The sequence below is a fragment of the Parapedobacter sp. 2B3 genome (genome assembly GCF_041925275.1).
GTDB classification, from domain to species: domain Bacteria; phylum Bacteroidota; class Bacteroidia; order Sphingobacteriales; family Sphingobacteriaceae; genus Parapedobacter; species Parapedobacter pyrenivorans_A.
Genome location: NZ_JBHEUZ010000003.1, coordinates 226938 through 248874 on the forward strand (window position 1 = coordinate 226938; position 21937 = coordinate 248874).

Here is a 21937-nt window from a genome sequence, read left to right on the forward strand (position 1 = left end):
CATTGGCACAACCACAAATATTAAAAAAATAAAACTGGACGACAAGGACAAAACGGCATAAACCTATTTTGGAGCTTAATCAATCGGTTGTTCTATTTATTGCCCCGCTGTGCCGGCACGTATTTCCGGTTGATGTGCTGCCAGATATACGCCATGAACCCTACGGCAACAAGCGCTCCGGCCACACCCTGCAAAAGCAACGTGTAATGGATACCCCAGGCACTGGCCATAGCCCCCACCAACAGGCTCCCCAGCGGGAATATTCCCTGGAAAGCCATGATATAATAGCTGATGGCCCGCGCGCGGTAGGCCGGCATGGCGTGGGTTTGTATGTAGGTATTGATGCTCGAATTCTGCACCATCATGCCCATAGCAGCTAACAGTGTACTTAGTAACGCCAGCGGTAACCACGAGGCAAAGGAAAGGGCAAGAATGCCCGCGGCCAATAAGCCCGAAGCTTTCATTACCCGGAATCGCAGGTTGGTGCCCATGCGCGTTTTGGCCATGTAAATGGCACCGACCATGGCCCCCAGCCCGGCAGCACTCTCAAACCAGCTGAAGGTGGTGGCATCGCCATTGAACATCTCGCGCGCAATGACGGGCAGAAGCGTGGTGTAGGGTATCACCAGCAGGCTGGATGCAGTGAGCAGCATGATTAACGACGACAGGTGCGGCGAGTGCCGCAGGTAGCTGAAGCCTTCCTTAAGACCTTGCCACGTACTCTCCTTACGTGCAATGGCCCGCTGCGGTTTCAACTGCATGAGCAGCAACGACCCGATAACTGCGAAGAAGCTGATGAAATTGATGCCGAAGCACACCGCTTCGCCATACGTGCTAAGCAAGATGCCGCCCAAAGCCGGCCCCAACATGCGTGCGGCATTGAAGGCCGACGAGTTGAGCGCAATGGCATTGGGCAGGTCGGCCTTGTTATCTACCAGTTCGACCATGAGCGACTGCCGTGCAGTTACATCGAACGTATTGATGACGCCCTGCACCAGGCTGAGCGCGCCGATCCACCACACATTGTAATAGCCGAGAAAAACCATTGTAGCGAGTGCCCCGGCTTGGAGCATCAAACCGATTTGGGTAAGCAATACGATGCGGTATTTCTGGTGCTTATCTACGAAACTCCCGATAAAAGGCGATAAAACCAACGAAGGAATCAGCGACACGAACGAAATAACACCCAGCACCAATGCCGATTCGGTAAGGCGGTAAACCAGCCAGCTCACCGCAATGCGTTGCATCCATGTACCCATCAGGGATATGGCTTGGCCGGTGAAGTGGAGCCGGTAATTGCGATGCGTGAGTGCCCGGAAGATGTTCACCCTACGATTCGCGCAAAAGTCATACCTATAATTTTTCGTCATCCGGGTTATTATCGTTAATTTTACAGGCTGTATATTAACATTTATAGCTGTTTACAAATACATCATTTTATATCATTCAAAAACATGAAGTTTTTTATTGACACCGCCAATCTGCAACAGATTAAAGAAGCCCAAGACCTGGGCGTGCTGGATGGCGTAACCACCAATCCGAGTTTGATGGCCAAAGAAGGCATCACGGGCGAACAGAATATCATCAACCACTACAAAGCCATCTGCGAAATCGTCGAAGGCGATGTGAGCGCGGAGGTCATATCCACGGATTACGACAATATCATCAAAGAGGGCGAGGCACTCGCCAAACTCCATGACCGCATCGTGGTGAAGGTGCCCATGATCAAGGAAGGTGTAAAAGCCATCAAATATTTCAGCAGCAACGGCATCAAAACCAACTGCACCCTGGTATTCTCTTCGGGCCAAGCCCTGTTGGCGGCAAAGGCAGGTGCCACTTACGTATCCCCTTTCCTGGGCCGCTTGGACGATATTTCGACCGATGGACTGGCATTGATTGAGGATATTCGGTTGATCTATGACAATTACGGTTACGAAACACAGATATTGGCCGCTTCCATCCGCCACGTGATGCACATCGTGGAGTGCGCCAAAATCGGCGCCGATGTGATGACCGGCCCGCTGTCAGCCATATTGGGACTGCTCAAGCACCCGCTTACCGATAACGGACTTGCACAGTTCTTGGCCGACCACGCCAAGGCTGCAGGCAAATAAATGCTTTTGAGGCCCATACAAATACGTGTGGGCCTTTTCATCCGATACACGATTGACTGCCATCGCACATACACAGGAACAGGAAGCCAACGAGCGTTTCGCCCCGCTATTGCGCCGCAACAAGCTCAAGGTAACGCAGCCCCGCCTACGGGTATTGCAAATTGTCTCTGAAAAGGAAACCGCCATTTCCCAACCCGATCTGGAGAAACTCCTCGGCGACTCGGTGGACCGGGTAACGCTTTACCGGGTATTGGCCACTTTTGAGGAGAAGGGCATCCTCCACAAAATATTCGACCTGCACGGCACGGCAACCTACGCCCTTTGCTCAACGGATTGCGACGAACATCACCACCATGATGAGCATGTGCATTTCATCTGCTCGGCATGCAACCGCATCTACTGCTTAGAAGATTTCAAGATGCCCAAAATCAACCTGCCCGAAGGCTACCAGCTTCAGTCTATAGGCGTCAATGCCGTGGGGCTCTGTGCGCAGTGCAGGGTCCGGAAGGTATAACTTCCCACCGCTCACGCGCCCGTGGAGTCGCGGATATCCACTCGGATTGGCGGCACCCTGTCTTCATCTTTCCGGCTGTCTGCGGGCATTTCCCGTCCGCTACCATCGCGCACAGCCCTGAAATGGGGCGACAATAATTCGATGCCTGCGGCATGGAATTCGTCAAGCAGATGCTTATGCAGCTCCGAATAAATCAGTGCTTGCTTATTCGGGCTTTTCGTGTACGCATTCACCTGATAGGTCACATAAAAGTCGTCCAAACTGTTTTGTAGTACGAAGGGAGGCGGTTCAGACTCCAGCCACTCCACTTTCCGCGCGGCAGCCGTCGCTAGTTCGTGAACACGCTGCCACGGCACATCGTACCCCATCGTGATATTGGTGTGGATAATCAGTCCCTTCTCAGGCGCATCCATACTGTAGTTTATGGTATGGCTGTTCATCACCTGCGCATTGGGCACGGAAATCACTTCGTTCTTGACGGTCCGTATGCGTGTAACCAGTAGCGACTTCTCGATGATATCACCCGCCACATCGCCGATCTTCACCCGGTCGCCCACCGTAAACGACCGCATGTAGGTAAGCACCAGCCCGGCCACGATATTGCCCAACGCACCAGCCGACCCGAACGTGAACAACACACCGATGAACACGGAAACCCCTTTGAAAATAGGCGACTCCGAACCCGGCAGATAAGGGAAGATAACGATCACCATGAATGCGAGCAGCAACACGCGTAGTATCTGGTACGTCGGCAACGCCCAATCGGGGAAAAACCCCGGCAAGTTCAGTGCACCGCTCTGTAACTCATGAGCAAAAAATTTCAATACCTTGAGCAGGTAACGGAACAATACCCCTATAACCACGATGGTGATCAGCTTCGGGAAGTAATCAATCACGGCAAGGCCAATCTCTTTCAAAGGCGACAGGAAATAACCCAACAGTACCGGAGCATATCCCCGCGTCATCGGGAAAATATTCAGCAACAGCGGCAAGGCAAGATAGATCAACGTCAGGATAAACACCCACTTCAATAAATCAATGGCCAACCATACGGCTTTCACCTGCCGTTGGGCCGAAATGAGCTCATAACCCCTTATCTTAATACCTTTGAATACAGTTCCCTTTCCGGCCACCGATTTCCGCTTCGCCCAACCCACCAGCTTCGCAATCCCCTTTACGAGTAGGAATATCACCGCCACGATCAACAGGGATTGAAGTACCCCCACCAGGAGCTTCTTCAAACTGGTCTCGTCGCGATGCGCGGAAATGGATGCCTTTATTTTATGGAGATAATCCCTGGCAAGCGTGGCTGCATCCGTGTCCATCCAAAGGGCATCGAGGTCATTCACGCTGGTCACCATCTGGTCGCGCCATTGCAATACATAGCTGTTCTCCTGTTGCGCTACATAAAGCGAATCCGGATGGAATTCGTAATTGCCGGCTAACGCCCGCACGCGCTCCTCAACGGCCGCCGCACGCTCCGCGGCAGCATAACTGCCCAAGCTCGTGTAGATGGTAAACAATGTATCCCTGAACGGCACCACCGGAGTGCCCGCGTTCAACGACCGAAGTGAATCCACTTTATCCCTGCGGCGCGCAAGATTGATCGAATCGCGGCTTTTCAACGTGGCAATCTCCGTAAGCAACTGCTGGTTCTCCCGGCGGTCGCCCAGTTCCAACGTCATGAGGCGCTCCTCCAATGCCCTACGCTTGGCCGAGTCTAGGCGCTGCTGCTCCAGCATGCGCATAAGGGCCTGCGACTGCTCGGTAATCACCGAGGTGGTATCGGCCGGAGCATCTTGTGCCAGGCAACCCGCACCACCGCCCAATAGAAGCCATAACAACAAGATCACACCGCTGACAGATTTCATGCATTTTTTTTAAAAAACCGAAAATACTAATATAAGGATTTTCCACCAAACCAAGGTACGTCTGCAGAACGACCACCCCAGCCGATGCACACCACAAACAACATAAAAACCCTTCTAAACAATAGCTAAAATATTCATTAATAATTTTGCTAAAATTACAAATTCAAACAAATATATAATTGGCAATCAAAATATAAATCATATTTACATAAATATAAAATATCGTTTACACTTTTAGCAAATCACGAACTATGTCACCCGAAATACTCACGACCCGCCCTAGCGGCCCCACAAGCCCCGTTCTTTGCTAAAATGTAAGCTAAAAATACAACAATATACAATTCAACAAATTAATTCACAATATAATATACATATCATATAAATAGACGCATAATATATAAATTTTAGCACAGTTTCTACCGTTAGGCGACCTGCCGAGGCGTGATTATTTTTGTAATTTAGCGGGGTGATGGCATGGACAAAGAGACAAGGGAGGCGTTTCGTCCGCTTCTCCAAAACGAAAAAAGGCATGGCCTTGCTGGCCGTGTCCATATTGTTGCTGGCACTGTTCTACCTTTCATTGCCCAAACTGCTCTTCCGCTCCCCTACCTCCTTCGTTATCGAAGATGCCTCGGGCCAACTGCTTGCCGCATCCATTGCGGTCGACGGTCAATGGCGCTTTCCGGCAACCAGCGAAGTGCCGGAAAAATTCGCCAAATGCATCACCACATTTGAAGACAAACGGTTCTATTACCATCCCGGCATCGACCTCCTCGCGTTGGCACGGGCGATAAGACAGAATATCGCGAGCCGACACATCATTAGCGGCGGAAGCACCATCAGCATGCAGGTTATCCGCATGAGCCGCAACCGCGACCGTACGCTATGGCAGAAACTGATCGAAGCGTTCCTGGCCATGCGGCTCGAAGCGGGTTACAGCAAAACCGATATCCTGAAACTGTATGCAGCAAACGCCCCGTTCGGAAGCAACGTGGTAGGGCTCGATGCGGCCGCGTGGCGGTATTTCGGCCGCGCGCCCGAACGACTGTCATGGGCCGAGACCGCTGTATTGGCCGTACTGCCAAATGCACCGGCACTCATCCACCCCGGCCGCAACCGCGCACAACTCCTCGCCAAACGCAACGCCTTATTGGATAAATTAGCATCAGCCGGAACCATCGACCTAGAGACGGCCCACCTGGCCAAGTTGGAACCGCTACCCGACAAGCCGCACCCGCTACCGCGGCTCGCCCTACACTTGCTTGAACGTTTCAAACAGGACTACCCCGACCTAGACCTGAATACTACCCGTGTGGCCACCACGATACGCGCATCCCTGCAACAGCAGGTTGCCGACATCGTAGACCGCTACCACCGTAACCTGAGTGCCAATGGCATCCAGAATGCTGCTGCACTGGTATTGGAGGTAGAAACAGGTAAAGCGCTTGCATACATAGGAAATATCCATACACCGCAAAATAGCAGTGCCGAAAGCCAAGTAGATATGATCACTTCCCTGCGGAGCCCGGGAAGCACACTCAAACCGCTACTCTACGCGGCTATGCTTACCGACGGACTGATCCTGCCGAATACGCTCATCGCCGATGTGCCCACCCAGATCGGCGGTTATGCGCCACAGAACTACGACCTCGGCTACGACGGCGCCATCCCTGCCTCCCGCGCACTGAGCCGTTCACTCAATATCCCCGCCGTGAAGATGCTGCAGCAATACAAATACCAACGCTTCCACCCCTTCCTCAAGTCCCTCGGCATCCACACCCTCAACCGGCCGGCCGATTTCTATGGACTGTCGATGATCTTGGGTGGTTGTGAGGTAACGCCTTGGCAATTGGCTGGCACCTACGCCAGTATGGCCCGCACACTGAACCATTACGAAAGGTACAGCACCAACTATAACCGCGCGGACTACCACGAGCCATCTTATCTCGGAAACGACTACGAGCCACCCGACGAATCCATCGAGAGGGCTTCGGTCGTCGACCATGCCTCGCTTTACTTCACCTTCCAAGCCATGAACGAGGTGATGCGCCCCGGCGAGGAAGCACTTTGGGAACAGTTCGCCTCCTCCAAGAAAATAGCCTGGAAAACGGGTACCAGCTTTGGCTTCCGCGACGGGTGGGCCGTGGGGCTCACCCCCACACACGTGGTGTGCGTATGGGTGGGCAATGCCGATGGCGAAGGGCGACCCGGGCTTACGGGCATCAACACGGCTGCACCCATATTGTTCGACATCTTCGACCTGCTACCGTCGCCCGGTTGGTTCAACCCGCCGTTGGACCGCATGGTGCAAACGGCCGTATGCACCCAAAGCGGCCACCTGGCTGGACCGGATTGCCCCAACCCCGATACGCTGTACATTCCGGTACCGGGCCACCGCTCCTCCGTATGCCCCTACCACCAAACCATCCATACCAACAGGGAGGGCACGCTCCGCGTCACGGCTGACTGTGCCGCGCCGGCGGATATCGTAGCGGCCAAGTGGTTCGTGCTGCCTCCCGCCATGGAATACTATTACAAGCCGCGCCACGGCAACTACCGGGAGCTGCCGCCATACGCGCCGGGATGTGCCGTCGGCACACCGTGGCTGGTAATGGAAATGATATATCCGAAAAATAATGCGAGAATTTATATACCTTTAGAAATTGATGGACAGCGCGGCCAGGTGATTTTCAATGCCGCCCACCGCAAGCGTGGCAGCAAGATATTCTGGCACCTCGACGATACGTTTGTCGGCGAAACAGAAACATTCCACCAACTGGCACTGGAAATACCGCCTGGAGAACACCGCATCACGCTGGTAGACGATGACGGCACACGCATCAGCCAGCGATTTGAAATCTTAGCGAAATAGCGAAATGACATGCTCGAAACGGTCGACCTACAGCAAGTAATGGTACTGGATATCGAAACGGTCAGCCAAAAGGCTGCTTTCGATGAGCTGCCCGACAACTTCAAAGAACTGTGGGCACATAAAGTGCGTAATACACTGGAAGCGGATCAGACAGCCGCGGATGTATATCCGAATGCTGGATTACATCCCGAGTTCGGTAAGATAATATGCATATCCGTAGGCGTATTCCACCAGCGGCAGGGCCAAATGGGCTTCCGCCTCAAGTCATTCACCCATATCGATGAGCGGGAATTGCTGGTCGGTTTTTCCAATCTATTGCAAACGCAGCCCACCACCCTGATCCTCTGCGGCCACAACGGCAAGGCCTTCGACTTTCCCTACTTGTGCAAACGGATGGTCATCAACGGACTCCCGCTGCCGGCGCAGCTGGACATATCGGGCAAGAAGCCCTGGGAAATCAATCACCTGGATACGATGGAGCTCTGGCGATTCGGCGATTTCCGCAGCTACGTATCGCTCAACCTTATCGCAGCGGCCTTGGGTATCCCATCGCCTAAGGACGACATCAGTGGTGAAGATGTGTACCGGGTGTATTACGGAGAAAACGATTTGGCGCGCATCCGCATTTATTGCGAAAAGGATGTGCTCACCACGGCACAAATATTGCGGCGGTTGCGCAATGAACCACCCATCGCGCAAGAGGCCGTTAGCTATGCAGGTGAGACGTGAGATATGAGATATGAGACGTGAGATATGAGATATGACACGTGAGATATGAGATATTCTCACAAGTTCACAACTTCACAAGCTCACAAAAAAGCAAACAGCAAAGCGCAAATAGCGGAGAGCAAATAGCAAACAGCAAAAAACATAAAATGGCAAATAAAAAAAACAACGCATTCAAAAACGTGCTTACCCAACTGATTTCCGATCTTATCGAGAAATCGGGCAATAAGGCGATGAACTACAAGCAGGTGGCGGCCAAACTCAACTTGGCCGACGCTGAATCGCGCGAGGCCATCCGCAACATCCTGCAGGAAGAAGCCCAAACAGGCGGACTCTTCAAAGAGGTAGAAAAAGGGAAATACACCCTCAAGGAACTCAAGGCGTTCGTTATCGGCAAGGTAGACATGACGGCCGACGGATCCGCATTCATCGTGCCGGAAGACGAATTTGAGGACGACATCTACATTGCGCCGCGGAAGCTGCGCCAAGCGCTGCACGGCGACCGGGTGAAGGTACATACCTACGAAAAGCGGCGTGGCCGGCGCAAGGAGGGCGAAGTGGTGGAGATACTCGAACGTGCACGCACCGAGTTTACCGGAACCATCGCCATATCCCCCCGTTTTGCGTTCCTTAACCCCGACGACCGGAAGATGCTGCACGACATCTTCGTGCCGCTGGCCGACCTCAACGGTGCCAACGACGGCGAGAAGGTCGTCGTAGCCATCACCGAATGGCCGCGCGACAGCAAGAACCCCGTGGGGAAGGTAACCTTCGTGTTGGGCAAAAAAGGCGAGAACAATACCGAAATGAATGCCATCCTCGCCGACTTCGGTTTCCCGCTTGAATTTCCCGAAGCAGCCGAACAGGAGGCTACCGCGTTCGGCGCCGAAATACCTGCAACGGAAATCGCCAAACGGCGGGACTTCCGGTCCGTTACCACCTTTACCATCGATCCGGAAGACGCCAAAGACTTCGACGATGCACTCTCTTTTGAGCAGCTTCCCAATGGCAACTTCGAAATCGGTGTGCACATTGCCGACGTGAGCCATTTTGTGCAACCCGGCTCGCCACTTGACAAGGAGGCCTACGAACGCGGAACCTCGGTCTACCTCGTAGACCGGGTCATCCCCATGCTACCTGAACGTTTATCGAACGACCTGTGCTCCCTCCGGCCAAATGAAGACCGCCTCGTGTTCTCGGCCGTATTCGAAATGGATAGCGATGCCAACGTCGTTAACGACTGGTTCGGGAAAGGCATCATCCATTCCGATAGGAGGTTCAGCTACGAAGAGGCGCAGGAAATCCTCGAACAGCAATCGGGCGCATTCAGCACCGAACTGCATACCCTCAACAACTTGGCCTACATCCTGCGCGAGCGCAAATTCAAGCACGGCGCCATCAGTTTCGAAACCACCGAAGTGAAGTTCCACCTCGACCAGGATGGCAAACCCTTGGGGGTATATGTGAAGGAACGCAAGGATGCACACAGGCTCATCGAAGACTTTATGCTATTAGCCAACAGGCGAGTAGCCGAATTTATCGGTAAGCAAGGTAAAAGCGGAAACAGGAAAACGTTCGTTTACCGCGTACACGATGTACCCAAAGAGGAAAGCATTACCGCTTTCGCACAGTTTGCTGCCCGCTTCGGCTACAAAATCAACACAAGGTCCGACCGCGAGACCGCCCGGTCGCTCAATACGCTGATGGAGCGGGTAGAAGGCACCAAGGAGCAGAACGTGCTGACCACGCTTGCCATCCGCTCCATGGCCAAAGCCATCTATACCACCAAAAAGACCAGCCACTATGGCCTGGCGTTCGACTACTACACGCACTTCACCTCTCCCATCCGCCGCTATCCCGACGTGATGGTGCACCGGCTGCTTGAGCATTACCTCGCGGGCGGCAAATCGGTCAATGCCGAAGCGTATGAAAAGCAGTGCGAACACGCTTCGCAGATGGAAAAAAGGGCTGCGGATGCCGAACGGGCATCGGTAAAATATAAGCAAGCCGAGTTTTTGCAGGATCAGGTGGGCGAAACCTTCACGGGCATCATCTCGGGAGTAACCGAATGGGGCATGTATGTGGAAATTGAGGAAAACAAGTGCGAGGGCATGGTGCGGCTTCGCGACATCACCGACGATTTCTATGCACTGGATGAGAAGAATTATGCCATCATCGGCCAGCGGCGAAAAAAGAAGTACCAATTGGGCGACGAAGTGCAGATCCGCGTGAAGAAAGTAGATTTGGCCAAAAGGCAAATCGACTTCACCCTTGTCTCCTAGTCCGGCACCGCAATTGACCTTTTGACGGCAATTGTCAAATTTCCGTTATTAATCGGGTAGGCGCCGCTATTTTCCGCAAATTATGTTTTCCTTTGCCACCCGAATGAACGTTCAATTAAATACGGCAACCACAGCGAAAAAGCAGGCAATCTACGAGAGCACACTGCGCCTCATCAGGGAGTTTGGCTTCCACGGCACACCGATGAGCCAGATTGCACAGGAGGCCGGCGTGGCCACCGGCACGATTTACCATTATTTCGACTCGAAAGACGAACTGATCGTGGACCTCTATCATTACGTGAGGGAGCGTATGCAACAGGAGATATTCGAGGGCAACGATCACAAGCGGTCCTATCCGGAGCGGTTCGCTGCCGTGTGGATGAATCTCGTGAAATACTATATACAACATCCACAAGTATTGAGTTTCCTCGAGCAGTTTTTTTCCTCTCCCTACGTAAAAGACGTATACCCCGAAGACCGCGTGTGCTTTCAGGATGAGGTATCGGTATTCCTGAAGCAAGGCATCCAGGAAGGCTACATCAAACCACTGGATATCAATATCATCAGTGCAGCATACATCGGTACGGTATCTGCAACGGCCAAGCGAAACATCCACGGCCGCTTCGCGTTAAAGGAAGAAGACTTCAAAAAGATGGTTGCCATTATCTGGGATGGCATCAAGAATTGATTTGCAATATGACGACAACGGCAACTATGTATTTAAAGAAACTTGCTTATACCACTTTGATAGTGATCGGCGGAAGTTTTTCTTCACCTTTGCTGGCACAGGGAAACACGGCTGACCTTCCTGAACGTGCGCGGCTGCAGGATTTGATCGATTTCGCGCTGGACAACCGGGCAATGGTACAGCAGGCGGTGTTGGACGAGGAAATCGGCGAGCGTGAAATCGCGTCGGCACTTTCGGGATGGTACCCCCAGATCAACGCTACCGGCACGTATAATTACAACGTTAAAATCCCCACCACGGTAATCGGCGACCAAGTGATCGCCATGGGGCAAAACCACGCAAGTGCCGTGGTGCTCCAAGCCGATCAACAACTACTCAATCCGGGCTTGATGCAGGCGGCGAAAGCAGCCCGGTACATCCGGCAGCGAAATGCGCTGAACACGGAAAATAGCACCATCAATACAGTGGTGGAAGTAAGCAAAGGCTATTACGACATCCTCACCAGTGAGGAGCAACTGAATATCATCCGCGAGAACCTAGGGCGTATCGAGCGGCAACTGGCCGATGCGAAGGTACGCTATGAAACGGGCATCGTAGACAAGATCGATTACAAACGGGCAGAGATCACGCTCGCCAATACCAAGGCCGAACAAAAGCGGGTTGCCGAAATGCTCAACTACAAATACGCTTACTTGAAGGAACTCATCGGACTGGAAGCCGCACAACCGCTCTCCTTGTCGTTTGAAGACACGGCTATGGAACGCGAAATACTGTTGGACACCACACAGACCGTCGATCTCGAAAACCGTGTAGAATTTAGGCAGTTACAGACACTCAAGCAGCTGCAGCAGGTAAATACCCAGTACAATAAATGGACATTCCTGCCCAATCTGTCGGCCTTCTATAACTACGCATGGGATTTCCGCGACAACCGCTTCGCAGACCTGTACAACCCCGCTTTCCCGCGGTCGGTATTCGGTCTTACACTCAACGTACCCATCTTCCAAGGCACGAAGCGCCTCCAGGAAATCCGCAAATCCAAGCTGCAGGAAACGCGTATCGATTGGGACATCTTCAACCTGAAGAACCGGATCAATACGCAGTACGAAATGGCCATGGCCACCTACAAAGCAAACCTCAATGATTGGACCACCGCTCAGTACAACATGGCGCTGGCGGAAGAGGTATATAATACCCTCAAATTGCAATACGATGAAGGCATCAAAACGTACCTCGACCTGATGACCGCCGAAACGGACCTGCGCACCGCGCAGATCAACTACCTCAATTCGCTGTTTGCCGTACTCTCCGGCAAGCTGGAAGTACAACGCGCATTGGGATCGGTATTGGATGAGCAGATTTGATGATTCGAAAATAATACGACTATCGACATACGACTAGTGACTTATACGGCAATTGATTTATAAACAGATGAAAAATTACAAGATAGCCCCCCTCCTCCTCCTTGCTGCCGGCCTTGCAGGCGCATGCGGCAATAAGCAACAGCAACAAGCTGCCGGACCGCAAGCGCAGGCCATTCCGGTAACTACGGATGTGGTGACGGCAGAAATCGTGGCAGGTGTGGAAGCCTACCCCGGCAGCGTAGTGCCGCTCAACGAAACCGACTTACGTGCGGAAGTAAGCGGTTACATTACCGGTATCTTCGTCGCCGACGGTGCTTCCGTGAGCCAAGGTCAGAAGCTGTACGAAATAGACCGTACCCGCTATGAGGCGGCGGCGCAGCAGGCCAAGGCCAGCTTGGCCATCGCAGAGGCCAACCTGGATCGCATCACGCGCGATGTGGCGCGGTACCGCAAGCTGGCCGAGCAGGACGCCATTGCACGGCAGACGCTGGATTATGCCGAGACCGACCTCAATAACGCCGAAGCTCAGGTAGCATCGGCGAAAGCGGCACTGGTTACGGCTACCACGAACCTCAACCGATCCACGATCGTAGCCCCTTTCGGTGGTACGATAGGCATTTCGCAGGTACGTGCAGGGGCCTTGGTAAGCGCTGGCACTACCTTGCTCAACACCATTTCATCCACCACCCCTATTGCGGTTGACTTCGCCGTGAACCAACGGAACATCCAACAGTTCGTGACGCTCCAGAAACAGGGCAACATCGAAAAAGACTCCATCATCACGCTCAGTCTCGCGGGTGGTACCGTGTATCCGCTGCCCGGCAAAATCACGGTTATCGACCGTGCCGTGGATGCCAATACAGGTACCATCACCGTGCGGGCAACTTTTGCCAACCCCGACGGCCTGCTACGGGCCGGAATGAATACCAACGTGCGTGTCCGCACAACATCCGAAACCGAGCAACTGGTTATCCCCTACCAAGCGGTCACCGAACAGCTAGGGCAATCGGCCGTATATGTGGTTACAGACAGCAGCACGGTTGAAGAACGCCTGATCCGGCTCGGCGCCAAGGTGGCCGACCGGGTGGTGGTGCGCGAGGGGCTTTCCCTTGGCGACGAGGTGGTAACGCAGGGACTCATCAACTTGAGGTCGGGCGCTAAAGTTACTGTGCAACAGCCCGCCAAGCCAGAATAGAAGGTAGATCACATTGTAGTACAAGTGTAAGCATGATTTCAGAAGTATTTATAAGAAGGCCGGTCACATCCATCGTTATCTCCATTTTGATAACGCTGATCGGCGCCATATCCATTACCACGCTGCCGGTAAGCCAGTACCCCAACATTACGCCTCCTACGGTCAACGTTTCGGCCAACTACACGGGAGCGGATGCCGAGACCGTGGAGCAAACCGTTACCACGCTGATCGAGAGCCAGATCAACGGCACGCCGGGCATGACCTATATGTCGTCGAACAGCACCTCCGACGGACGGGCGAATATCACCGTTACGTTTGACGTGGGCACGGACATCGATATCGCCACGCTCGACGTGCAGAACCGCGTGGGCATCGCCGAACCGGCGTTGCCGGAAGCTGTCCGCCGGCTGGGGGTTACCACGCGCAAAGCCAATACCGACGTGTTGATGATGATCAACCTCTTTTCGCCCAATGGCACGCGCGACCAGCAGTTTATGAACAACTATGCCAACCTCTACGTGCGCGATGCACTGATGCGGGTAAATGGTGTGGGCGACGTGATGGCGTTCGGACAGCCCTTCAGTATGCGGGTGTGGCTCGACGCCGATAAGCTGGCCAACCTCAACCTTACGCCGGCCGACATCAGCGCCGCCATCCAGGAGCAGAACCTCCGGATGCCGGGTGGTAGCGTAGGCGCACGGCCACAGCAATCTGACCAGGTTTTCGAGTTCCCCATCATCCTCGATGGCGACCTTGATACGGAAGAGCAATTTAAACAGATCGTTGTCAAGACGAATGCCGATGGTTCGTTGGTGTACCTCGATGATGTAGCCCGGGTAGAGCTGGGCCAATTTGCCTACACCATTACCAGTACCGTCAATGGCCGGACGGCATCGGGGATGATGATCAACCAGATGCCGGGCAGCAATGCCGTACAAACCGCCGAAGGCATATATGCCGCGTTGGAAGCGCTGAAGGAGACTTTCCCGAGCGACCTAGACTATACCGTGAGCTACGAAACGGTATCGGTGGTCGAGGCGTCTATCAATGCCGTACTTCACACCCTCATCGAAGCGCTCATCCTGGTTACGCTGGTGGTGTTTATCTTCTTGCAAAGCTGGCGGGCCACACTGATACCCGTATTGGCCATTCCGGTGTCCATCGTGGGTACGTTTGTCTTCTTCAACCTATTTGGCTTCTCCATCAACAACCTCACCATGCTGGCGTTCGTATTGGCCATTGGCATCGTGGTGGATGATGCCATCGTGGTGGTCGAGGCCGTGCAGCATCACATCGATAAAAACAAGCTCAGTGCGCGGGAGGCGACCCTCCGCGCCATGAAAGAGATCACGGCACCGGTCATCGCCATCGCACTCATCCTTGCGGCGGTATTCATTCCGGTCGGTTTCATACCCGGCATGGTTGGTTTGCTATACCAACAATTTGCTATTACCATTGCGGTTTCCGTGCTCTTATCTGCGTTTGTTGCGCTTACGCTCACCCCGGCATTGTGTTCCATTATGCTCAAACCCTCGCAGCTTAATGAAAAATCGACGGGTATGAACAAGGTGTTTTACCGGTTCAACAACTGGTTTGACCGGGTCACTAAGCGCTATTCGCACGGCGTACGGGCCGCCATCAAGCGCGCGCCATTCGTCATCATTATCCTGGTATGCATCTATGTTGGCACATATGGCCTGTTTTCGGCCAAACCGGCCGGGTTTATCCCGACGGAAGACAACGGTATATTCATCACGGGGATCACCCTTCCCGAAGGGGCATCGGCTGCCCGCACCACGGAGGTACTGGAAGAAATGGAAGCCACCTTTATGGAAGCCTTCCCCGAAATCAACAACATCACCGCCATCAACGGCATCAACCTCCTCAACCGTTCGTTCAAGTCGAACGGTGCCACGTTCTTCGTACAGCTAAAACCATGGAAAGACCGTACGCGTACGGCGGCTGAGATCCTCACCCAAATCCAGGGGATGTACAGGGGATACCCCAAAGCCACCGTGCTGGCCGTGGCGCCGCCCGCCATACCCGGATTGGGTGCGAGCGGTGGCTTCAGTATGCAGGTACTCGACCAGCAGGGCGGCGACATCAAGGATTTCGAGGCCGCAGTGGGCAAACTGTTGATGGCGGCCAACCAGCGGCCAGAAATCGGCATGGCCTATACGCTGTTCAACTCGAAAACCCCCAATTACGAAGTGACGGTCGACCGGGATCAGGCCAAGAAAATGGGCATCCCACTCAACAGCATTTACAGTACGATATCGGGCTATTTGGGTAGCAGCTACGTGAACGACTTCACGCGTTTCGGCCGGAACTTCCGCGTGGTGACCCAAGCGGACACCTCCTTCCGGATGGGCATCGAAGACATCAATAGGCTGTACGTCAAGAACCAGCAAGGTGTGTCGGTGCCCTTGAGCACATTGGTTTCATACTCGGTGGTCCAAAACCCTTCGATCATCAGCCACTACAACATTTTCCGGTCGATCGAGGTGGGTGGCAGCGCCGCACCGGGATACAGCAGCGGCGATGCGTTGAATGCACTCGAAGAGGCTGCGGCCGAAACACTCGGAGCCGGCTATACGTACGAGTTTTCGGGGTTAAGTTTGCAGGAAAAAGAATCGGGCAACGCAACCTTGCAGATTTTCGCGCTCTGCATTATCTTTGTGTTCCTCCTATTGGCCGCCTTATATGAAAGTTGGTCCGTGCCATTCTCCATCCTACTGTCCGTGCCATTGGGCATATTCGGTGCTATCCTGGTCCTGACATTCCTGCCACAGCTCGACAATAACGTCTATGCGCAGATCGGTCTGGTGGCCATCATCGGGTTGGCGGCCAAGAATGCCATCCTCATCGTGGAGTTTGCCAAAGAACGTGTGGATATGGGCATGGGACTGCTGAAGGCAACTATCGAGGCCGTTAAACTACGACTCCGTCCCATCATCATGACCTCGCTCGCATTCATCATCGGCATCATGCCGCTCATGTTTTCCGTCGGCGCCGGTGCGGTGTCGCGGCAAACCATCGGCTGGACGGTATTCGGCGGTATGCTTATCGCTACCATCATCGGCATTTTCATCATCCCCGTGCTGTTTGTACTGATTACCAAGATGGCTTATGGGAAGAAAAAGCTCGCGGAACTTTCAGCATCGTATAAACCCGAAGAACACCGGGATATGCTGCATAGCGATGATGAAGAAGAGTAGAATTTAATTGATAATTGGCGATTGACAATTAACAATTATTAATATATTTGCACTCCCCCAACCGACTGGTGTTGGGGAAGCCCGCCCAGGTGGCGAAATTGGTAAACGTTGCGGTCTCAGAAGCCGTTGGGAGCAGTCCCTTGAGAGTTCGAGTCTCTCCCTGGGCACAAGAAAAGGCGAATCTGGTTTGGATTCGCCTTTTTGTTGGCTCACTTTCCCACCTGATCGATCTGCTCGCCGTATTCTATTTTATAGCCGCCGATATGTTTCTCGCTACCTGCTATTTTCTTACGCTGGATAAAGAAGTTGAACACGCCCACCACCAAAACAACGGCAGCAATCACGAAAAGGACATACTCGTAGATACGTCCGCCCGGAATGTCGAGCAGCCGGTCGACGGAAATTCCAGCCACAGCAAAATACATGGACGTCCGCAAAAATGACAAAAACGTGGACTGGTTGGCCAATATCGTCCGCTGGAGGGCTAACCGTTCGCGAAGGATTAAATCTCTATTCATAACCCAAAGGTACGAAACGTTCGCGTCTGTCCTATCATTTCCGTATATAGCCAGACTTCACTAACTTGCAGCCGTTACACACGAATACAACAACCATGAAGCACAAAGCACTTATGATCGCAGCAGCGTTAGCCACGGCAGGCGTTGGCCAGGCCCAACAACCCCTTACCCCCGAAATGCTCTGGCAACTGGGCCGGGTGTCGGCAGAAGCCATCACGCCCGACGGAAAAGATGTGGTTTTCGGCGTCACTTATTACGACCTGACCGAAAACAAAGCCGAGAAGAACCTTTTCCGCATTCCCGTATCGGGCGGTGCGGCCCAGCAGCTCACCACCTCCGAGGGTGGAGAAAGTGTGGTTCATGTGGACGGCAACAACGGCGCAATCATCTATCTATCCAAAGGGCAACTGTGGCAACTAGCGCCCGGCAATGCCGAGCCAAAGCAACTGACCGACCAAGCGATATCCCTGCAGAACGTCCGCTTCTCGCCCGATGGCAGGCACATCCTATTCACCAAAGCCGTTCTCCTTAAAAAAATGCGCGGTACGGACCGCCATGCAGACCTCCCAAAATCCGATGCCTATGTATATGACGCACTGGATTACCGCCATTGGGACACGTGGGCCGACGGAACGTACAACCATGTGTTCTACGCAACCTACACCGATGGTGAAATCGGCGTGCCCATCGATATCATGGCCGACGAACCCTACTATTCGCCCCAGCAACCTTTCGGCGGCAAGGAAGACATAATATGGAGTCCCGATGGCAAAAGCATCCTGTACGTCAGCAAGAAAAGCGAGGGCACGGCCTACGCCCAGAGTACGAACACCGATATTTACCGATATGAGCTGGCGACGGCTAAAACCAGCAATCTTACCGAAGGGATGATGGGATACGACCGATCGCCGGCCTATAGCCCGGACGGACAGCGCCTGGCGTGGCTTAGCATGGCAGAAGACGGTTACGAAGCCGATAAAAACGACATCATCGTTTTCGATAAACGTACCTCCCGGCGGCACAACCTTACCAAAAATTGGGACGGCACCGTCGATGCATACCTTTGGAGCAATGATGCACGCACCATCTGGTTCACAGCGGCCGTGAAAGGAACTGTGCAACTGTTTGAAATACGTTTGCCGACAAACCTAGCGGATGCGAACGCGGACCACATCCGCCAAATAAGCCAGGGGCAACACGATATTGCCGGCGTGGTTGGCCAAGCAGGCAACCAACTGGTGGTATCGCTCACAGACATGAACCATGCCGCCGAGCTGTACCGCTTTGACCTGGCCAGCCATCAACTTGCTAAAATCACGTCGGTAAACGACCATCGCTATACAGGCATTGCCAAAAGCAAGGTGGAAGCGCGGATCACGAAAGCCACGGATGGCAAGGACCTGCTGTCGTGGATCATCTATCCACCCAATTTCGACCCTGCCAAAAAGTACCCCACCTTATTGTATTGCCAAGGCGGACCTCAGGGTGCCCTCTCGCAGTTCTACTCCTATCGGTGGAATTTCCAGCTAATTGCTGCGCAAGGCTATATCGTGGTTGCACCCAACCGCAGGGGCATGCCGGGCTACGGCGTGGCCTGGAACGAACAGATAAGCGGCGACTGGGGCGGGCAAGCCATCAACGATTACCTCTCGGCGATAGACGACATGGCCAAGGAACCCTATGTGGATACCGATCGGCTGGGTGCCGTGGGCGCCAGCTACGGTGGATACTCCGTTTTCATGCTTGCCGGTGTGCACCAAGACCGGTTTAAAACATTCATTGCCCACGATGGTTTATTTGATATGCGCAGCTGGTACGGCACCACGGAAGAGCTCTTCTTTGCCAATAAGGACCTTGGCGGACCGTATTGGGATGAGCGCAATGGAAGAACGTACACGGACTTCAACCCCATCACCCGGGTAAGCCAGTGGAATACACCCATTATGATTGTGCAGGGTGGCAAAGATTACCGGGTCGGTATCGAGCAGGGACTGGAGGCTTTCCAGGCCGCCCAGTTACGCGGCATCAAAAGCCGGCTGCTGTACCTGCCCGATGAGAACCATTGGGTGTTGGGTGCCCAGAATGCCATCGTTTGGCAACGAGAGTTTTTCCGCTGGCTGGAAGAAACATTGTAACGCCCGATAACGATTTTGGTATATTTTATGCTTATCAGTTGATAAAACATAGGTGCTATGGAAACTAAGAAATTACTGAAAACCGCTATTGGCGCGATGGTAATCGCGTTTGCCATTGCGGCATGCCAAACCAAGAAAACAGCAAGCAACGAAGATGCAGACCCGGCACACAATAGCATGAACTCGGTCGATTGGACAGGGACGTACCAGGGGACGTTACCCTGCGCCGACTGTCCCGGTATCCGGTACACGATTACATTGAACGACGACGACACCTACCTGCTGAAAACCCGTTACCTCGAAAAAAGTGATTCCGTCTTTACCGAGTCGGGCACCTTCGCATGGGATCAAACCGGCGGGAAGATCACGTTGGCCGACCGCGGCGAAAAATTCCAGGTAGGGGAAAACCAGTTGTTCCACTTGGATATGGAAGGCAACCGCATTACGGGTAACTTGGCCGAGCATTACGTATTGGCCAGAGTAACGGACCAGCTTACCGACCGCTATTGGAAGCTCATCGAGGTCGGCGGCCAAGCCGTAGTGGACGGGTCTACCCAAAAAGAACCTTACATGCAGCTGCACAGTGAGGACAACAGGCTGGAAGCCACTGGCGGATGCAATGGCATGGGGGGCACTTACGAACTGAAAGAGCCCACCCGGATATCCTTTTCGCAGCTCATAGGCACGTTGATGGCGTGCGAGAATATGGAGGTCGAAAACGGGCTGAAGCGTGCATTGGAATCGGCCGATAGCTACCACGTGCAGGGCGATACGCTGCAGCTCTTCCGTGCGCGGATGGCACCGTTGGCCAAATTCGTGGCGAAAGAACAATAAAAGCAACGCATAAAAAAAGGCGCTTCGTTGAGGCGCCTCTTTTTTATGCATCAATGCAGTGCTATTTCAATTCGAGGAATTTGTTGTATTCGATTTCTTTCTCCTCCAACTTCACCACGCCCTTGAGGTAGTCAAATACCTTCAACGCCTTCACCTCGTCGAACAGCCGATTGGCCTGCTCCTTATCGCCCAGCAATTGCACGGCATATTGCGCAAGCTGCTGGTCGGAGACTTCTTGCCCAGGACCGTATAACTTAATCTGTGCCGCTATACGTTCCTTTGCCAACGCCAGCACTTCTTCGTATTTCACTTCGAGCCCGTTCTGGGTGATGATCCGGTTTTCAATCAGCGTCCATTTCAGGTTCTTCACAAACTCGGCAAAACCCTCTTCCAACTCGTCATCCTTTATTTCCGGATTGGTCGCTTTGAGCCAACGCTTAAGGAATGCTTCCGGAAACTCGGCCTTCACCGCGTCGAGCCCTTTCAAGTAAAGGTCGTTCTGCAACTTTTGGGTAGCATTCTGCACCAGCATATCTTCTACCTCTGCCCTTACTTTTTCCTCAAATTCAGCTTCGGTGGCAACCACCCCTTCGCCGAACACCTTGGTATAGAACTCTTCGTTCAGTTCTGCCTCCTCGAGGCGGTTCACATTCTTCACCGTCAATTGGAACTGCGTATTTTCCAGTGCCTCAACCCCCTCTTCGGAAATACCGATGATGCGGGCGATGTCTGCTGCCGACTTAAATGCTTTCTTGACATCGATGGTTACCGCGTCGTCTTTCTTGAGGCCGATAAGGGATTTCTTGATTTTCTTATCATCGACCAAGTCCGTACGCACCGATGCCGTATTGGCGATACCGCCTTCCAGTTCGTTGCCATCGGCACCCAGTTGTTTCAATTCGCTATACAATACATCGCCGTCTTCAGATGTTTCGGGATTGGTCATTTTACCATAGCTGCGGCGCAGGTTTTTCATGCGCGACTCCAGCGTCTCCTTATCGGCCTTGATCACGTAGTGGGTGAATTTGGTTTTTTCGGTAAAAGGCACCTCAAACTGTGGGGCAAGCCCGACCTCGTAAGCAAATGAAAAATTATCGTTGTAATTCCAGTTGTAATCGGTATCGTCTTCCTTCGGCAGCGGCTGCCCCAGGATTTCCAGCTTATTGTCGCCTATATATGCGTTGATCTTATCGCTCACCACCCGGTTTACCTCATCGATCAAAATCGCTTTACCGTAGGTCCGCCGAATGTGCGAGGTCGGCACCATACCCGGCCGGAATCCCGGCAGTTTCGCCTTTTTGGCCTGTTCTTTAATTGCTTTATCCACTTGTGGGTTGTAATCCTCGGGTGCGAGGTCCACGGTGATGACTGCGTTGGTTTCGTCGATGTTTTCGTGTGAAATATTCATACTCAATTTTAAGCGTTTATTCGCATTTACATAAAAAATCCTCCCGATTTGCCGGGAGGACCCGGTGTCTCGGAAGGATTCAAGTGCGGAAGAAGGGACTCGAACCCCCACGCCTTGCGGCGCCAGATCCTAAGTCTGGTGCGGCTACCAATTACGCCACTTCCGCATAGGATTTCTCTTTGGACTGCAAAAGTAGGG

General features: G+C 53.2%; 15 protein-coding genes and 2 tRNA genes. 12 read left to right on the plus strand and 5 right to left on the minus strand.

What is annotated here, in order from left to right; translation table 11 throughout:
* Positions 1–92: 92 nt before the first annotated feature.
* Complete coding sequence (locus ACEVG1_RS05570; RefSeq protein WP_374742587.1) at positions 93–1370, minus strand: MFS transporter; 1278 nt, start codon at positions 1368–1370, stop codon at positions 93–95.
* 84 nt (positions 1371–1454) lie between these two features.
* Between ACEVG1_RS05570 and fsa the strand changes: the two genes are divergently transcribed.
* Both fsa and ACEVG1_RS05580 read left to right on the plus strand, forming a co-directional pair.
* Entirely contained in the window at positions 1455–2114 is a 660-nt protein-coding gene (fsa, locus tag ACEVG1_RS05575; protein WP_374742588.1) for a fructose-6-phosphate aldolase, read from the plus strand.
* 52 nt (positions 2115–2166) lie between these two features.
* Entirely contained in the window at positions 2167–2628 is a 462-nt protein-coding gene (locus tag ACEVG1_RS05580) for a Fur family transcriptional regulator (protein ID WP_374742589.1), read from the plus strand.
* Positions 2629–2639: 11 nt separating this feature from the next.
* Here the strand turns inward: ACEVG1_RS05580 and ACEVG1_RS05585 are convergent, their stop codons facing one another.
* Positions 2640–4499 carry a mechanosensitive ion channel family protein gene (locus ACEVG1_RS05585; RefSeq protein ID WP_374742590.1) on the minus strand — a complete coding sequence of 620 codons (1860 nt, stop codon included), beginning with the start codon at positions 4497–4499 and terminating at the stop codon, positions 2640–2642.
* A 469-nt stretch (positions 4500–4968) separates the two neighbouring features.
* Here ACEVG1_RS05585 and pbpC point away from each other — a divergent pair, with 469 nt between their 5' ends.
* From pbpC to ACEVG1_RS05625, 8 genes are all read left to right on the plus strand, one after another.
* Positions 4969–7371: a penicillin-binding protein 1C gene (pbpC, locus tag ACEVG1_RS05590; RefSeq protein WP_374742591.1), complete on the plus strand. Its 2403-nt coding sequence runs from the start codon at positions 4969–4971 to the stop codon at positions 7369–7371.
* Positions 7372–7380: 9 nt separating this feature from the next.
* The gene (locus tag ACEVG1_RS05595; protein WP_374742592.1) at positions 7381–8100 is read left to right on the plus strand and encodes a 3'-5' exonuclease; all 720 of its coding nucleotides are present in this window, start codon (positions 7381–7383) and stop codon (positions 8098–8100) included.
* A gap of 146 nt (positions 8101–8246) precedes the next feature.
* Positions 8247–10379 carry a ribonuclease R gene (gene rnr / locus ACEVG1_RS05600; protein ID WP_374742593.1) on the plus strand — a complete coding sequence of 711 codons (2133 nt, stop codon included), beginning with the start codon at positions 8247–8249 and terminating at the stop codon, positions 10377–10379.
* 103 nt (positions 10380–10482) lie between these two features.
* Entirely contained in the window at positions 10483–11067 is a 585-nt protein-coding gene (locus tag ACEVG1_RS05605; RefSeq protein ID WP_374742594.1) for a TetR/AcrR family transcriptional regulator, read from the plus strand.
* A 26-nt stretch (positions 11068–11093) separates the two neighbouring features.
* Complete coding sequence (locus ACEVG1_RS05610; protein WP_374742595.1) at positions 11094–12431, plus strand: TolC family protein; 1338 nt, start codon at positions 11094–11096, stop codon at positions 12429–12431.
* Positions 12432–12498: 67 nt separating this feature from the next.
* Positions 12499–13626 carry an efflux RND transporter periplasmic adaptor subunit gene (locus tag ACEVG1_RS05615; RefSeq protein ID WP_374742596.1) on the plus strand — a complete coding sequence of 376 codons (1128 nt, stop codon included), beginning with the start codon at positions 12499–12501 and terminating at the stop codon, positions 13624–13626.
* Between the two features lie 32 nt (positions 13627–13658).
* Positions 13659–16844 (plus strand): efflux RND transporter permease subunit, encoded by a 3186-nt coding sequence (locus ACEVG1_RS05620; RefSeq protein WP_374742597.1) that lies wholly within the window; start codon positions 13659–13661, stop codon positions 16842–16844.
* A gap of 83 nt (positions 16845–16927) precedes the next feature.
* Positions 16928–17011, plus strand: a tRNA-Leu gene (locus ACEVG1_RS05625).
* A 42-nt stretch (positions 17012–17053) separates the two neighbouring features.
* Here the strand turns inward: ACEVG1_RS05625 and ACEVG1_RS05630 are convergent.
* Positions 17054–17362, minus strand: coding sequence for a DUF202 domain-containing protein (locus ACEVG1_RS05630; RefSeq protein ID WP_374742598.1), 309 nt, complete (start codon positions 17360–17362; stop codon positions 17054–17056).
* Between the two features lie 95 nt (positions 17363–17457).
* Between ACEVG1_RS05630 and ACEVG1_RS05635 the strand changes: the two genes are divergently transcribed.
* Both ACEVG1_RS05635 and ACEVG1_RS05640 read left to right on the plus strand, forming a co-directional pair.
* Entirely contained in the window at positions 17458–19497 is a 2040-nt protein-coding gene (locus tag ACEVG1_RS05635) for an alpha/beta fold hydrolase (RefSeq protein ID WP_374742599.1), read from the plus strand.
* A gap of 57 nt (positions 19498–19554) precedes the next feature.
* Positions 19555–20331 carry a copper resistance protein NlpE N-terminal domain-containing protein gene (locus ACEVG1_RS05640; RefSeq protein ID WP_374742600.1) on the plus strand — a complete coding sequence of 259 codons (777 nt, stop codon included), beginning with the start codon at positions 19555–19557 and terminating at the stop codon, positions 20329–20331.
* A gap of 61 nt (positions 20332–20392) precedes the next feature.
* Here ACEVG1_RS05640 and tig read toward each other — a convergent pair whose 3' ends face one another.
* Together tig and ACEVG1_RS05650 are read right to left on the minus strand one after the other, a co-directional pair.
* Positions 20393–21739, minus strand: coding sequence for a trigger factor (gene tig / locus ACEVG1_RS05645; protein WP_374742601.1), 1347 nt, complete (start codon positions 21737–21739; stop codon positions 20393–20395).
* Positions 21740–21823: 84 nt separating this feature from the next.
* A tRNA-Leu gene (locus ACEVG1_RS05650) sits at positions 21824–21905 on the minus strand.
* Positions 21906–21937 lie beyond the last annotated feature (32 nt).